The sequence below is a fragment of the Mesorhizobium sp. BH1-1-4 genome (assembly GCF_020165665.1).
Classification (GTDB): domain Bacteria; phylum Pseudomonadota; class Alphaproteobacteria; order Rhizobiales; family Rhizobiaceae; genus Mesorhizobium.
Genome location: NZ_JAIUIN010000015.1, coordinates 109,229 through 123,518 on the forward strand (window position 1 = coordinate 109,229; position 14,290 = coordinate 123,518).

The 14,290-nt window shown below is 64.1% G+C and carries 13 protein-coding genes and 1 pseudogene; 9 read left to right on the forward strand and 5 right to left on the reverse strand.

Going from position 1 to position 14,290, the window contains the following annotated elements:
* The 4 genes from LB569_RS22590 to deoA are packed head-to-tail and all read left to right on the forward strand — an operon-like array spanning position 1 to position 3,559.
* On the forward strand, positions 1–972 hold the full coding sequence (locus tag LB569_RS22590; protein WP_224542064.1) for an ABC transporter permease: 972 nt from the start codon (positions 1–3) through the stop codon (positions 970–972).
* Positions 973–1,024: 52 nt separating this feature from the next.
* The gene (cdd, locus tag LB569_RS22595; protein WP_224694154.1) at positions 1,025–1,417 is read left to right on the forward strand and encodes a cytidine deaminase; all 393 of its coding nucleotides are present in this window, start codon (positions 1,025–1,027) and stop codon (positions 1,415–1,417) included.
* Between the two features lie 13 nt (positions 1,418–1,430).
* Positions 1,431–2,240 (forward strand): purine-nucleoside phosphorylase, encoded by an 810-nt coding sequence (locus tag LB569_RS22600; protein ID WP_224694155.1) that lies wholly within the window; start codon positions 1,431–1,433, stop codon positions 2,238–2,240.
* The gene (gene deoA, locus LB569_RS22605; protein ID WP_224694156.1) at positions 2,240–3,559 is read left to right on the forward strand and encodes a thymidine phosphorylase; all 1,320 of its coding nucleotides are present in this window, start codon (positions 2,240–2,242) and stop codon (positions 3,557–3,559) included. Before LB569_RS22600 ends, deoA begins: the two co-directional genes overlap by 1 nt.
* A 108-nt stretch (positions 3,560–3,667) precedes the next feature.
* On the opposite strand, the gene LB569_RS22610 is transcribed toward deoA, so the two are convergent.
* The 3 genes from LB569_RS22610 to LB569_RS22620 form a co-directional block, all read right to left on the reverse strand.
* Positions 3,668–4,231 carry a TIGR02281 family clan AA aspartic protease gene (locus LB569_RS22610; RefSeq protein WP_140704240.1) on the reverse strand — a complete coding sequence of 188 codons (564 nt, stop codon included), beginning with the start codon at positions 4,229–4,231 and terminating at the stop codon, positions 3,668–3,670.
* A 156-nt stretch (positions 4,232–4,387) separates the two neighbouring features.
* Positions 4,388–5,017, reverse strand: a complete 630-nt coding sequence (gene upp / locus LB569_RS22615) for a uracil phosphoribosyltransferase (RefSeq protein WP_140704238.1) — start codon at positions 5,015–5,017, stop codon at positions 4,388–4,390.
* Positions 5,018–5,142: 125 nt separating this feature from the next.
* Positions 5,143–6,117 carry an adenosine deaminase gene (locus LB569_RS22620; RefSeq protein WP_224542057.1) on the reverse strand — a complete coding sequence of 325 codons (975 nt, stop codon included), beginning with the start codon at positions 6,115–6,117 and terminating at the stop codon, positions 5,143–5,145.
* Positions 6,118–6,251: 134 nt separating this feature from the next.
* On the opposite strand from LB569_RS22620, the gene ubiE reads away from it, so the two are divergent.
* The 5 genes from ubiE to coaBC all read left to right on the forward strand — a co-directional run bounded on the left by ubiE (position 6,252) and on the right by coaBC (position 10,661).
* On the forward strand, positions 6,252–7,028 hold the full coding sequence (gene ubiE / locus LB569_RS22625) for a bifunctional demethylmenaquinone methyltransferase/2-methoxy-6-polyprenyl-1,4-benzoquinol methylase UbiE (RefSeq protein WP_224694157.1): 777 nt from the start codon (positions 6,252–6,254) through the stop codon (positions 7,026–7,028).
* A gap of 70 nt (positions 7,029–7,098) precedes the next feature.
* Positions 7,099–8,673 (forward strand): 2-polyprenylphenol 6-hydroxylase, encoded by a 1,575-nt coding sequence (ubiB, locus tag LB569_RS22630; RefSeq protein ID WP_224694158.1) that lies wholly within the window; start codon positions 7,099–7,101, stop codon positions 8,671–8,673.
* Positions 8,674–8,749: 76 nt separating this feature from the next.
* Positions 8,750–9,007, forward strand: a complete 258-nt coding sequence (locus LB569_RS32030) for a FitA-like ribbon-helix-helix domain-containing protein (protein ID WP_411910195.1) — start codon at positions 8,750–8,752, stop codon at positions 9,005–9,007.
* Positions 9,008–9,009: 2 nt separating this feature from the next.
* Entirely contained in the window at positions 9,010–9,432 is a 423-nt protein-coding gene (locus tag LB569_RS22635) for a type II toxin-antitoxin system VapC family toxin (RefSeq protein WP_224694159.1), read from the forward strand.
* Positions 9,429–10,661 (forward strand): bifunctional phosphopantothenoylcysteine decarboxylase/phosphopantothenate--cysteine ligase CoaBC, encoded by a 1,233-nt coding sequence (gene coaBC, locus LB569_RS22640; protein ID WP_224694160.1) that lies wholly within the window; start codon positions 9,429–9,431, stop codon positions 10,659–10,661. The genes LB569_RS22635 and coaBC overlap by 4 nt, the downstream gene beginning before the upstream one ends.
* Positions 10,662–10,851: 190 nt before the next feature.
* Here the strand turns inward: coaBC and LB569_RS22645 are convergent, their stop codons facing one another.
* Positions 10,852–11,433 (reverse strand): invasion associated locus B family protein, encoded by a 582-nt coding sequence (locus LB569_RS22645; protein ID WP_140704225.1) that lies wholly within the window; start codon positions 11,431–11,433, stop codon positions 10,852–10,854.
* Positions 11,434–11,467: 34 nt separating this feature from the next.
* Positions 11,468–14,290 (reverse strand): annotated as a pseudogene (locus LB569_RS22650) (autotransporter outer membrane beta-barrel domain-containing protein); the annotation flags it as partial.

A 14,290-nucleotide genomic window follows, 5' to 3' on the forward strand; every position in this document is an offset into this window, starting at 1 on the left:
ATGGATATCTTCAACGCCATCATCCAGGTGCTGGACTCGACCATCCGCCTGTCCGTGCCGCTGCTGCTTGCCTGCCTCGCCGGCCTCTATTCGGAGCGGGCCGGCATTTTCGACATCGGCCTCGAAGGCAAGATGCTGGTCGGCGCCTTCGCGGGGGCTGCCGCGGCTTCCGTGTTCCATTCGGCGTTTATCGGTCTCGGCATGGCGATCCTGATCTCGGTCGCGTTCGCCATGGTGCACGGCTTTGCCTCGATCACCCATCGCGGCAACCAGATCGTCTCGGGCGTGGCGATCAACTTCGTCGCCGCCGGATCGACCATCATCCTTGGCCAGGCCTGGTTCCAGCAGGGCGGCCGCACGCCGGCGCTCCAGCCGGGCGAGCGCTTCGAGGCGATCATCTGGCCCGGCGCAGACGCGGCCAGGCAAGTGCCGATCATCGGGCCGATCTATGCCGAACTGATCTCGGGCCATTCCATCCTCGTCTATTTCGCCTTTGCGATGGTGCCTTTCACCTGGTGGGTGCTCTATCGCACCCGCTTCGGCCTCAGGCTGCGCGCGGTCGGCGAGAATCCGGCCGCCGTCGATACCGCCGGCATCTCGGTCGCCTGGCTGCGCTATCGCGCGCTGATCTGCACCGGCATCCTGACCGGCGTCGCCGGGGCCTATCTGTCGATGGTGCAGAATGGCGGCTTCGTGAAGGACATGACGGCAGGCAAGGGCTATATCGCGCTGGCCGCGCTGATCTTCGCCAAATGGAAGCCGGTCAACGCCATGTTCGCCTGCCTTTTGTTCGGCTTCCTCGACGCGGCTTCGATCCGCCTGCAGGGGACACCGCTGCCCATTGTCGGCAAGGTGTCGGTGCAGTTCATGCAGGCGCTGCCCTACATCCTCACCGTCATCCTGCTCGCCGGCTTCATCGGCAAGGCCATCCCGCCACGCGCCGGCGGCGTGCCCTACGTCAAGGAACGCTAGGCAACACGCGACAGGCCGGGTTTTGGACACGATCATCGGAGAGAACAACTGAATGTCGCATGATCTGTTCGAAGCGGCCAAGGCCGCCATGGCCAAGGCCTATGCCCCCTATTCCAAATTCCCGGTGGGCGCTGCCTTGCGCACCGAGGACGGACGCATCTTCACCGGCGCCAACATCGAGGTCGCCTCCTATCCGGAGGGCTGGTGCGCCGAGACCACCGCGCTTGGCCACTACATCATGGGCGGCGGCGGCAAGATCGTCGAAATCGCCGTCCTTGCCGAACGCATGGCAAAATGCTCGCCTTGCGGCGGCTGCCGCCAGCGGCTGGCCGAGTTCTGCCGCCCGGAAACCAAGCTCTATCTCTGTGACGCCTCGGGCGTGGCCGAAATCGTGACCATGGGCGACATGCTGCCTTACGGCTTCCGGGGCGACATCCTGAAATGAAAAGCTCGCTGCCATGACGCAAAAAACGGTCGACCACCTTATCGAAAGACTGGACGGCCTCGCGCCGTCGACCGCGCTGGTTCTGGGTTCGGGCCTGGGCGGCCTGGTCGACCGGATCGAGAATCCGATCCGTGTCTCCTATGCCGACCTCCCCGGCTTTCCCAGGAGCGGCGTCAGCGGCCATGCCGGCGAAGTGGTCGCCGGGCTGTTTGCCGGCACCCCGGTGCTGATGTTGTCAGGCCGTGCCCACTATTATGAGCATGGCAATGCGGCCGCGATGCGGCCGGTGCTGGAAGTACTTGCCGGCATCGGCATCAGGAAACTGATCCTCACCAACGCCGCCGGCTCGGTCGATCCGGACATGCCGCCGGGCTCGGTGATGCTGCTCACCGATCATATCAACTTCTCCGGCACCAATCCGCTGATCGGCGAGCCGAGCGACCGCCGTTTCGTCGGCCTGACCGAAGCCTATGATGCCGGCATCCGCCAGGCGATCGAAAGCGCGGCGAAGGCGACCGGCACGGTGCTGCACAAGGGCGTCTATATGTGGTTCTCGGGCCCCTGCTTCGAGACGCCGGCCGAGATCCGGATGGCGCGCATCATGGGCGCCGACGCCGTCGGCATGTCGACCGTGCCGGAGGTCATTCTCGCCCGCTTCCTCGGCCTGCGCGTCGCCGCCTGCTCGATCATCACCAATTTGGCCGCGGGCATGACCGGAGCCGAGCTTTCGCACCAGGAAACCAAGGACATGGCGCCGGTTGGCGGATCGCGGCTGGCGACGGTGCTGCAGCGCGTGTTCCGTGACGGGCTGCTGGAGAGCTGATGCTTCCCCAGGAAATCATCCGTCACAAGCGCGACGGCCACAGGCTGGCGCCTCACGAGATCGCCGCCTTCATCGACGGCGTGACGTCGGGCACCGTGACTGACGGCCAGGTCGCGGCCTTCGCCATGGCGGTGTTCTTCAACGGCATGACCCGCGACGAGTCGGTGGCGATGACGCTTGCCATGCGCGATTCCGGCGACGTGCTCGACTGGTCGGATTTGCCAGGCCCCGTCACCGACAAGCATTCGACGGGCGGTGTCGGCGACAATGTCTCGCTGATGCTGGCGCCGATCGTCGCCGCCTGCGGCGCCTATGTGCCGATGATCTCGGGACGCGGTCTCGGCCATACCGGCGGCACGCTGGACAAGATGGATGCCATTCCCGGCTATACCAGCCAGCCCGACATCGCGCTGTTCCGCAAGGCGGTGCTGGAAACCGGCTGCGCCATCATCGGCCAGACCGCCGATCTGGCGCCTGCCGATCGCCGGCTCTACGCCATCCGCGACGTGACCGGAACCGTGGAATCGGTGCCGCTGATCACCGCATCGATCCTGTCGAAGAAGCTCGCGGCGGGCCTCCAATCGCTGGTGCTCGACGTCAAGGTCGGCAACGGCGCCTTCATGGAGAAATCCCGCGACGCGACCGCGCTCGCCAACAGCCTGGTCGAGGTCGCCAGCGGTGCGGGGCTGAAGGTCTCGGCGCTGATCACCGGCATGAACGAACCGCTGGCCTCGGCCGCCGGCAATGCGGTGGAGGTGCGCAATGCCGTCGATTTCCTGACCGGCCGCTTGCGTGACCGGCGGCTGGAGGACGTGACGCTGGCGCTTGCCGCCGAAATGCTCCAGTCGGCGGGGCTGGTATCGTCCAACCAGGACGGCATGCGCCGCGCCACCGAGACGCTGGCCAGCGGCCGCGCCGCCGCCACCTTCGCGCGCATGGTGACCGTGCTCGGCGGCCCGGCGGACTTCATCGAAAAGCCGGAGAAATACCTGCCCGAGGCGGCAACGGAATTCGCGGTCAAGGCGACTTCGCAGGGTTTCGTCACTGGCATCGCCACCCGCGACATCGGCCTCGCCGTGGTCGGCCTGGGCGGCGGGCGCACCCGGCCCGATGACAAGATCGATCCCTCGGTCGGTATCACCAGGCTGCTGCCCATAGGCGCGGAAGTAAACGCCGGCGATGCGCTGGCGTTGATCCATTCGCGCTCGCCATCCCATGCGGAGGCAGCCGCCGCAACCGTGCTTTCAGCCTATGCGATCGGTGCGTCGAAGCCGGCCGCCGACAAGTCGGTCATCCGCCGGATTCTGCCGCGGGGCTAGAGCAATTCCAGGAAAAGTGTGTAACGGTTTTCCGTCCGGAATTGCGTGAAACTAAGAGCTGGAGCGGATCAGCGATTCTATCTAACACTGAACCGCGCCAGCGGCATCCTACTGGACCAGCAGCAATGTGCCGTTCTCGGCCTGGTATTTGCCGAGCCGGTTGAGAAAACTCATGCCGATCAGATTGGTGCGCAGTGCCTTGTCGTCGAGCACGATCGCCTGCACGCCCTCGACGCTTATGCTGCCGATCTGCAGGCGGTCGATCGTCACCACGGCTGCCTTGATGGTGCCGTTGGCGGTGTTGACCTCATGGCTGAAATCGGAGGGATTGAGCGACAGCCCGATCCGGCGCGCCGTCGAGGTGTTGACCGCCACCAGCGTCGCGCCGGTGTCGATCATGCCGTCGACCTGACGGCCGTTGAGCTTGAAGGTGGACGAGAAGTGCCCACGCCCGTCCGCCGCGACCACGACCTTGCGCCCGGTCGGCAGCGGCGCCACCGGCTTGTCGGGAACGGAGGCCAGGCTGACCTCGGGCTGTGCCTCGGCTTGCGGCTTGGCCGTCACCGCCGATTTCAGCAGGTTTTCGAATATTCGCGGATTCGACTGGTAGACGACCGGGATCGACGCCGATGCACCGGCAAAGACGCTGAGAACAAGAAGCTTGCGCAGCATGGATCGGCCTCGGCGCATGACTCCGAAAATCGGAAGTGATTTTCGGGAAGAGAGCCGATTCATTAGCGCTGGATGGTGTTTGCCGCTTTAATGCGCGCCAAAACCATGTCTTTGCGTAAACGCTTGGTAAATCGTGCCAGGCAGCTTTGCCTGGTGCTACTTCGTCCCGTACATGCGGTCGCCGGCATCGCCGAGGCCGGGCATGATGTAGCCCTTCTCATTGAGCTGGCGATCGATCGACGCGGTGAAGACCGGGACGTCGGGATGCGCCTTGGTGAAGCGCTCGATGCCTTCGGGCGCGGCCAGCAGGCACAGGAAGCGGATGTTGGTGGCGCCGCGCTCTTTCAGCTTGTCGATCGCCGCGATCGCCGAATTGGCGGTCGCCAGCATCGGGTCGACGACGATGACCAGCCGGTCGTGCAGATCACTCGGCGCCTTGAAGAAATACTCGACCGCTTCCAGCGTTTCATGGTCGCGGTAGAGCCCGACATGGGCGACGCGGGCCGCCGGCACCAGGTCGAGCAGGCCTTCGAGCAGGCCGTTGCCGGCGCGCAGCACCGAGGCGAAGACCAGCTTCTTGCCCTCGAGCGTCGGCGCCTCCATGGTTTCCATCGGCGTTTCGATCGTCGTCGTCGTCAGTTCGAGATTGCGGGTGACCTCGTAGCCGAGCAGCAGCGATATCTCGCGCAGCAGCCGCCGGAAACCTGCCGTCGACGTCTCCTTCTTGCGCATGATGGTCAGCTTGTGCTGGACAAGCGGATGGTCGACGACGGTGACGCCCTTCATGATGTTCTCTCCTGATGCGGTGTCGCCCGATGCGCGCGTGCGCGGCAGGCAGCTCGGGAGACCCTAGCGATTATGCGCCAGGCAAGGAACCGCCTGGCTTCACCGGACCACAGATTTCGCCGAAATCAGCGAGAGGCACCATTCAGCCGGGCAAGAAGTGCCGTCTTGGTCTTCCTATCGACGAAAGCCGCCTCGATAGCCGTCCTGGTGACCGCTGCGAGCGCCTTCTCATTCATCGCGAAATGCTCCGCGGCGATATCGTATTCACGCTTCAGCGAGGTCCAGAAATAAGGCGGATCGTCGGAGTTGAGCGTCACCTTGCAGCCGGCGGCCCGCAGGGCCGGGAACGGATGATCGGCGAAACTGTCGAACACCTTGAGCGCGATGTTGGAACCGGGGCAGCACTCCAGCACGACGCCCTCGTCGGCGATGCGCCGGACAAGGTCGGGGTTTTCGATGGCGCGCACGCCATGGCCGATGCGCGACGGACGGATGTGGTCGAGAGCCGCCTGGACGGTCTCCCAGCCCGTCAGTTCGCCGGCATGGATGGTGATGCCGAGCCCCGCCTCGCGCGCGATCTCGAAAGCCCTGACATAGTCTTCCATGTCACCCATGCGCTCGTCGCCGGCGACGCCGAAACCGGTGACCAGCGGGTGCCCGCAGCGCGCGGCGAAACGCGCCGCCTGTTCGATCGACTCGACACCGACATGACGCACGCCGGTGACGATCATGCGCCCCTCGATGCCGGTCTTGGCCTTGGCGCGCAGTATGCCCTCGCCGAGCGCGTCGGTGTAGGCCTTGGGCGATAGCCCGGCCTTCGCCGCGTGGTCCGGCGACGTGAACACCTCGGAGTAGATCGCTCCGTCGCGGGCCAGGCTGGTCAGATAGTGGTCGGCCAGCCGCGCATAATCCTCCTCCGTCCGGAACAGGTCGGCGGAAAAGTCGTAGGCCGCGAGAAAGGAGGTGAAGTCGTGCCAGACGAAGGAACCGTTCTGGATATAGGGTGAGGTGTCCTTGCCGTATTTCTGCGCCTGGCGGATGACGAGATCGGGCGCCGCTGCCCCTTCAATGTGGCAGTGCAATTCCGCTTTCAAAGGCATTCAAACATCCCGTCGGTCAGTCCAGGTCTTGAAAACCCGCCACCTGGAAGCGCGGCCGAACACCGCGCCTTAAACAATAGCGCCCGCACCATCGATCGGCTATGGTCCCGCCGGTTTTATGACGGATCAAAAAAATGTCAGTTGAGAGAACCACGGCCGCCGGCGGCATGGAAACCTCCTATGGTTTCAAGCGTGTAGGGGAAGGCGAGAAGCAGTCTCTGGTCAACGATGTTTTCCACAAGGTCGCCAACCGCTACGACCTGATGAACGACCTGATGTCGGCTGGCCTGCACCGGCTGTGGAAAGATGCCATGGTCGCCTGGCTCAATCCGCCCAAGCGCGCGGGCTGGAAGGTCCTGGACGTGGCCGGCGGGACCGGCGACATCGCCTTCCGCATCGTCGATGCCAGCCATGGCCATGCCCATGCCACCGTGCTCGACATTAATGGCTCGATGCTCGCCGTCGGCCGCGACCGGGCCGAAAAGAAGGGATTGTCCGCCAACACCGATTTCGTCGAGGCCAATGCCGAGGAGCTGCCCTTCCCTGACGCCAGTTTCGACGCCTACACCATCGCTTTCGGCATTCGCAATGTCCCGCGCATCGAAGTTGCTTTGGCTGAAGCGCTTCGCGTGCTGAAGCCCGGCGGTCGGCTCCTGTGCCTGGAGTTTTCCGAGGTCGAGATGCCGATGCTCGACAAGGCTTATGAATCATGGTCGTTCAATGCCATCCCCAGGATCGGCAAGATGGTCACCGGCGACGGCGAGCCCTATTCCTATCTGGTCGAATCGATCGCGAAATTCCCCAATCAGCAAAACTTCGCCGCGATGATTTCCCGCGCCGGCTTCGACCGCGTCTCCTTCCGCAATTATTCCGGCGGCATAGCGGCCCTGCATTCGGGCTGGAAGCTTTGAAGCCGTCGTCCATCTCCGACATGCGATATACCTTGTGCCAGTTCGATGAACCGGCGGGGCGGACGCGGCCATGAGCACCCTCAGCGCTGGGTTCCGGTTGGTACGGGCCGGTTGGGTGCTGGTGCGCGAGGGCGTCGTTGCCGCCTTGCCCGGCGAGGAACTGTCCGGCCTGCCGAAATTCGGCTGGCGGCTGGCGCGGCTCTTCACCCGTCGCCGCGCGCTCGCTTATGAGCGCAGCGACCGGCTGGCCAAGGCGGTGGTCCGGCTCGGCCCGTCCTACGTCAAGCTTGGCCAGTTCCTGGCGACGCGGCCCGATGTCGTCGGCAACGACATGGCGCTCGATCTCGCCATGCTGCAGGACAAGATGCACACCTTCCCCAAGGCCGAGGCCGTCGCGGCGATCGAAGCCTCGCTCGGGCGCAAGGTCGGCGATCTCTATGCCGAGTTCGGCGACCCGGTCGCCGCCGCCTCCATCGCTCAGGTCCACGTCGCCGAAACCCTCCATGACGGCGCCGCGACCAAGGTCGCGGTGAAGGTCATCCGGCCGGGCGTGCGCCGCCGCTTCTTCCAGGACCTGGAGAGCTATTTCCTCGCCGCCCGCCTGCAGGAAAAATACATCCCCTCCTCGCGCCGGCTGCGGCCGGTCGAGGTGACCGAGACGCTGGCCCAGACCACCAAGATCGAAATGGACCTGCGCCTCGAGGCGGCCGCACTCTCCGAACTTGGCGAGAACACCAGGGACGATCCCGGCTTCCGCGTGCCCTCCGTCGACTGGGAGCGCACCGGCCGCGACGTGCTGACCATGGAATGGGTCGATGGCGTCAAGATGAACAACATCGCCGGCCTCGAAGCCGCCGGCCACGACCTCAAGGCGATCGCCGCCAACCTCATCCAGTCGTTCCTGCGCCATACGCTGCGCGACGGCTTCTTCCACGCCGACATGCATCCGGGCAATTTGTTCGTCGAGGCCAACGGCACCATCGTCGCCGTCGATCTCGGCATTGCCGGCAGGCTGGGCAAGAAGGAGCGCCGCTTCCTCGCCGAGATCCTCTATGGGTTCATCCAGCGAGACTATCTGCGCGTCGCCGAGGTGCATTTCGAGGCCGGCTATGTCCCGCGCCAACACAATGTCGCGGCTTTCGCCCAGGCGATCCGGGCGATCGGCGAGCCGATCCACGGCCAACCGGCCGAAACCATCTCAATGGCCAAGCTCTTGACGCTGCTGTTCGAGGTGACCGAGCTCTTCGACATGGCGACGCGGCCCGAACTGATCCTGCTGCAGAAGACCATGGTGGTGGTCGAGGGCGTGGCGCGCACACTCGATCCCGCCTTCAACATGTGGAAGACGGCCGAACCGGTGGTCGGCGGCTGGATCGCCGGCAACCTCGGACCGCGCGGCATGATGATCGATGCGCGCGACGGCGCCAAGGCGCTGCTGACCCTGGCCCGCCAGGCGCCCGAACTGGCCGCACGAACCGACCGGCTGTCGCGCGAGATCGACCTGATGGCCGAGCACGGGCTGCGCTTCGACGAGACCACCGCCCGCGCCATCGGCAAGGCCGAGGCCCGCTACAGCCGATCCGGCCGCGTCGCGCTGTGGGTGATCGCGCTGACGCTGGTCTATATCGCCTGGAAGCTGCTCTGAGCGATTGCAATGACAGCGGTGCTGTCATTGCAATCATTTTACCGGTGGCCTAGATTTAGGACACAGGAGCGATCTTATGAGCACGATAACAGTCCGCAATCTCGATGACAGGGTGAAGCAGAGATTGCGGCAGCGAGCTGCGGTCAGGGGAGTGTCTATGGAGGAGGAGGTTCGTAGTATTCTTGCCACCAGCGTTCTTTCAGAAGGCTCCGACCAGAGTGATCGAGGCGAGTCGCTTTACGCTGTAATTCGTAGGTTGGTGGAACCCCATGGTGGTTTCGATATCCACTTGCCCGAGCGCGGTCCTGCGCGCGAGCCACCGAAATTCGACTGACCATGTTCGTGCTGGATACGAATGTCATTTCGGAAATTTTCAAACCAATACCCGATGCAGGAGTGGCTGCCTGGATGGACAGTTCGTTTTCGATCCATTCATACCTCACGGCGATGACCAAGGCAGAACTGCTTTTGGGACTTGCGTCTATGCCCGGTGGAAAACGCAAGGCTGCGCTGGGCGATGTAATCGGGGCCTTCTTTGCCATCTGGCTCAAGACTCCGGTGCTCGCATTCGGTGACCGAGAAGCAGAAATCTATGCGGAGATTGTTTCGAAAAGGCGATTTCTGGGACACCCCATCCATGAATTCGACGCCCAGATCGCCTCGGTTGCGCGGTCACACGGTTTTACGGTTGTTACCAGAAATGTTGCCGATTTTGCCGATTGCGGCATCAACATAGTTAATCCTTGGGAAGCTGCATGACCCTCTCCGGCAAGCGCATCCTGCTCATCATCGGCGGCGGCATCGCTGCCTACAAGGCGCTCGACCTGATCCGAAGGCTGCGCGAGCGTGGTGCGGCTGTGCGAGTGGTGATGACTGCCGCAGCCCAGGAATTCGTCACCACGCTGTCGGTCGGCGCGCTGTCCGCCGACCATGTCTTCACCGACCTGTTCGATCGCAATGATGAACACGATGTCGGCCATATCAGGCTGTCGCGCGAGGCGGACCTGCTGGTGGTGGCGCCGGCTACCGCCGACCTGATGGCCAAGCTCGCCAATGGCCATGCCAACGATCTGGCTTCGACCGTACTCCTCGCCACCGACAAGCCGGTGCTGATGGCCCCGGCGATGAACCCGAAAATGTGGTCGCACCCCGCCACCCGCCGCAACCGCGCGACCCTCGGCAAGGACGGCATCAGCTTCGTCGGCCCCGCCAGGGGTGAGATGGCCGAGAGCAACCAGGCCGGCGAAGGCCGCATGGCCGAGCCGCTGGAAATCGTCGCCGCCGTCGAGGCGCTGCTCGATGCCGGCCCCAGGCCGCTGGCGGGACGCAAGATCATCGTCACGTCAGGCCCGACGCACGAGCCGATCGATCCCGTGCGCTATATCGCCAACCGCTCGTCGGGCAAGCAGGGCCACGCCATTGCCGCCGCACTGGCAAGGCTCGGCGCCGATGTGCGCCTCGTCTCCGGTCCCGTCACCATCGCCGACCCGGCCGGGGTGAAGACCATCCATGTCGGACGGGCGCAGGAGATGCGCGAGGCCGTTGAACAGCTTCTGCCCGCCGACGCCGCGGTGTTCGTCGCCGCCGTTGCCGACTGGCGAACCGAGAATTCCGCCGGCGAGAAGATCAAGAAGGTGGCGGGCGAAGGTCCGCCGGTGCTGCGCATGGTCGAGAACCCCGACATCCTGGCTGGCGTCGGCCACCACGAGCAGCGACCAGGCCTGGTCGTCGGCTTCGCCGCCGAGACCCAGGATCTCCTGCGCAACGCCGAGGCCAAGCTCAGCAAGAAAGGCGCCGATTTCATCGTCGCCAACGACGTGTCGCACGAAAGCGGCATCGGCCCTTCAGGCGTGATGGGCGGCGATCGCAACCGGGTGCGGATCGTATCGAAGGCGGGCGTCGAGGAATGGCCTGAAATGACCAAGGACGAGGTGGCGACGCGGCTAGCCGCGCTCATCGCCGAGCGGTTGAAAACGATCGTCGTTTGAAGTGTATTGGCGGCAGCCCCCTGCCGCCAATACCCTTGCTAGAGCAATTCCAGGAAAATGTGCAGCGGTTTTCCCGGGAGAAGCGCGTAGCGCTTCCCCTTGGGAATTGCTTGGGAACAAAGAGTTAGAGCGGTTCGGCGATTCTATCAAACGCTGAACCGCTCTAGCCGCACCACGGTCGACCCAGCCGTCAGTTGGCCAAAAGCTCCGCCGTGCGGGCAAGCGCCCCGCCAAAGCCATTGAGCGGAATGGAAAAACTTACGACTTGGCCCGTATCGGCCGCGACCGCGTCGATCTTGAGCGTGGTGCCGTTCTTGAGCAGCGGCGTGACATTGGCATCGAACGCCACCGGCACCAGGCAGCCGACCACCTGGCAGGTGTTGAACGGCAGGCTGCCGTCGAGCTTCTGGTCGTCTATGGTCAGGGTGACGCCCTTGGCGAGCGCCAGACCGAACGGCAAGGCAAGCGTTCCGGTCGCATCCTCGCCAGTCTTACTCGACAGCTCGATCGCCAGAAGCCGCTGGTTGTTTTGCTTGTTGAACTGCTGATGCGACAGGCTGCAGACCTTGTTGGTGCCCGCTATCTGGCAATTGACGGTCCAGTCGCCATGGGTTTCCGACAATGCCGAGGCACCACCGGGCAGTTGCGGCGCGTCAGCCGCGGCGGGCGGCGTTGCCGCCACTTTGTCGCCTTTGGTTTGCGCCGCCATGGCCGGCAGGCCTGCGATACAGGCCACACCCAGCACTGCTGCGAAATACGCGTACTTCCTCATCAAGACCCTCCCGCCCGGCACCGCCCCGAGCCAGCTAGAAACTGACCTTGAGAGACGCGCTGACTGCGTTCTGTTTCACTGTTTCGCCGAAGGCGCCATTATACCTGACGGACATGCCGACGCCATTGACGCCATTCAGCTCGAGGCCGGCGCCGACCCGATAGAGCGGCGAATCGATCGCTTCCGTCAAGTGCAATGCCGGGTTGCCGGGCAGATTCTCAGCCGCGGCGAAGCGACCTTCGATTTCCCACTCCTTGGTGGAAAACTCCACCCCGGCCTTTCCATAGAGGCGGATGCTGGCAATGTCGCTGAGTGGGATGTCGGTTCCGATTTCGAGCGCCGGCGTCGCCGCATAGAAGGTGTTTGCCGATCCGTCGAAGTTGAAACCGGCAACCGACCCTTCTTCCTTGCCGGAAACACGCAGCCAGCGCGCGTCGAATTGCAAGGTCGGCTGCAGGTAGAACGCGCCCATCTGTTGCGTGAAGCCAAGCCGCGCCGAGCCGCCGAACTGCGCGGTCTTCTGCGTGTAGGTGACGCTGTTACCGATCCCGGGCAGCATTTCCTCGTCCAGATAGACGCCTTCCAGCGTTTCGCCGGGAACGAAGAACGCCGGATCGATATGGGTATCGCGTTCGCCCTTGAACGAACCGGTCCCGCCGCCGAGCGCGAAATCGACGAAGTAGTTCTTGTCGGCGTACTTCGCCAGCGCGTAAGCCTGCCAGGCTTCGCCGCTGGTTTGCGACAGTTGCTCGCCGTTGAAGCCGATCCTGGAATCAAACTCCGTGCGGCCGATCGTGCCGCCAAGCGACCAGTTCTGGCCGACCTCGCCGATGCCGCCGAGCGACATCGTCTTCAGCACGTCGTCGCGGGTCGTGGTCCCGGCACCCGCATCGCGGGTGTATTCGGCCTGCGGGCTGATCGTTGCCCAGACGCAACGGCCGTCGGGGTTTTTGTAGGCGGGAACGCCGGTGCATTCGCGCGCCGTTTCCAGCATGATGTCGGTTTCGCGGTTGACCATGTCGAACGTATGCACGGCATAGTGCGGCGTCAGCCGCGTCAACGCCGCGCCGATCTCGGCTTTGCTTGGCAGGAAACGAACCAGATTGATCAGGCGCGCCATCGGGTTGTCCGGCGTGGACGCCGCCTCGATGTCATCGAGATATTGCGCCAATTGGAACACGCCCGGATCGTTGACGCCGGACTGCGGATCCTGCGCGAGTTCCAGGAATGTGTCATTGTCGGTGGTCAGCACCAGATCGGTGCCGTTTTCGACCTGGAAAATGAAATTGAAACCCGCCGCCGGATGCAAGGTCGTCGCGGTTATACCGGAGTCGGTCATCGCCGAGCCCTGTGCCAGCGTATAGGCGGTAAACAGCTTGTCGATGGACAGGAAGTTGAGAGGCGCCGTGCCGTCGAAATCGCCAGGCCCCGTCAGTGCCACGGCATCCGTGATCTGGTTGTTGAGATCGATATCGGTGACGAAATTGCCGCTGGCGTCCTGCGTGAAACCGCCTCCGACATCGACTTTGGCAACCACGCCGATGCCCTGGTTGGTATAAAGCCCGTCATTGGTGAACAGCCCGCCACCGAGATCGATGGTCTTGAGAGCGACCATCGAGGAGTCGGCGAAGTTTTCAAAGCTGTTGTTGCCGCCGCCCAGATCGATATTGCCGATGACGCGCCCGAGCGTGTCGGCCGTCGGCGAATTCTTGACATGATCATCGCCCGACGTGCCGGTGATGGCGAGCGGGCTGAAATCGTCCAGCAGCGATTCCAGGATCGCGTTTGTCGGCACCACCGGGCCTGGCGCCAGCAGGAAGGCTTGAAATGCCTGGAGCTGCGATGCCTGGATGTCGAATGTCGGATTCGCGCCCATTGCATAGAGCAGGCTGTGATTGGTCAGCGTGTTGTTGGCCCCACCGACCAGCATCGCCGCGACACCCGTTCCGGCGCCACCGATCGTATACTGCCCATTGAGATTGATGGTGATGTTGCCCTTGGCGCCCTTGGCCGTGCTTTCGCCATAGACAGCCACCGAATCCGCGCCTTGTGCGAACAGGTTCGACTCCGCGGTCAGGGTAACAGCACTGGAATTGCCTTGGCCGGTCGCGCTCTGACCGAACAGCGCATAGCTCTCCGCGCCAAGGACAGCGATCTGGCTGTTCGCCGTCGCGGCGGCGGCATTGGCATCGCCAATACCGCCGGCCGAGCCGGCGCCCTTGTTCAGGCCGCCGGCGATGCCGCCGCCGCCGCCCACCGCCTGGGCGACAATGCCATGCGAGCGCAGCCCCGAGGTTTCGATCTCCCCGGTCTGGATAACGGTGACGGTGCCTCCGACGCCTTTTGAGCCGTCCAGCATTTCCAAGGTCAACCCATCGGGGCCGTCGCCGTCGTCACTGGTCGCGAACCTGCCGAAACTGGTTCCGCCGATGCCGCCACCGCCGCCCACGGATTGCGCGACGATGGCGATCGAATCCGTGCCCTCGGTGACGATCGTCCCGGTGCGCTCCACATAGACGTTGCCGCCGTCGCCGCCGGCTCCGCCGAGCCCGCCAACGCCAAGCGACACCGCGGCTTTGCCGGACGCATCCGCGCCCATTCCGCCACCGCCGCCGACGGATTGCGCAACCACGCCATGCGCCAGAGCGCCTGTTGTATGGATGTCGCCTGCGACCAGCACTTCGACATAGCCGCCTTTGCCGCCGAACCCGCCGTTCACGCCGACCTGAAGCGAGTAGGATCCGTCGCCCGCGGACGCGTTTGTCATCGAGCCGCCGAAGCCGCCGCCGCCGCCGACCGATTGAGCGAAAATGCCGTCCGCATTGTCACCGGCGGTCGTTATGACGCCCCGCGCGTT

Bases quoted from the DNA above. Each gene is read 5' to 3' on its own strand.
- LB569_RS22590 (WP_224542064.1), top strand. From the start codon at position 1: ATGGATATCTTCAACGCCATCATCCAGGTGCTGGACTCGACCATCCGC.
- cdd (WP_224694154.1), top strand. From the start codon at position 1,025: ATGTCGCATGATCTGTTCGAAGCGGCCAAGGCCGCCATGGCCAAGGCC.
- LB569_RS22600 (WP_224694155.1), top strand. From the start codon at position 1,431: ATGACGCAAAAAACGGTCGACCACCTTATCGAAAGACTGGACGGCCTC.
- deoA (WP_224694156.1), top strand. From the start codon at position 2,240: ATGCTTCCCCAGGAAATCATCCGTCACAAGCGCGACGGCCACAGGCTG.
- LB569_RS22610 (WP_140704240.1), bottom strand. From the start codon at position 4,231: ATGCTGCGCAAGCTTCTTGTTCTCAGCGTCTTTGCCGGTGCATCGGCG.
- upp (WP_140704238.1), bottom strand. From the start codon at position 5,017: ATGAAGGGCGTCACCGTCGTCGACCATCCGCTTGTCCAGCACAAGCTG.
- LB569_RS22620 (WP_224542057.1), bottom strand. From the start codon at position 6,117: ATGCCTTTGAAAGCGGAATTGCACTGCCACATTGAAGGGGCAGCGGCG.
- ubiE (WP_224694157.1), top strand. From the start codon at position 6,252: ATGTCAGTTGAGAGAACCACGGCCGCCGGCGGCATGGAAACCTCCTAT.
- ubiB (WP_224694158.1), top strand. From the start codon at position 7,099: ATGAGCACCCTCAGCGCTGGGTTCCGGTTGGTACGGGCCGGTTGGGTG.
- LB569_RS32030 (WP_411910195.1), top strand. From the start codon at position 8,750: ATGAGCACGATAACAGTCCGCAATCTCGATGACAGGGTGAAGCAGAGA.
- LB569_RS22635 (WP_224694159.1), top strand. From the start codon at position 9,010: ATGTTCGTGCTGGATACGAATGTCATTTCGGAAATTTTCAAACCAATA.
- coaBC (WP_224694160.1), top strand. From the start codon at position 9,429: ATGACCCTCTCCGGCAAGCGCATCCTGCTCATCATCGGCGGCGGCATC.
- LB569_RS22645 (WP_140704225.1), bottom strand. From the start codon at position 11,433: ATGAGGAAGTACGCGTATTTCGCAGCAGTGCTGGGTGTGGCCTGTATC.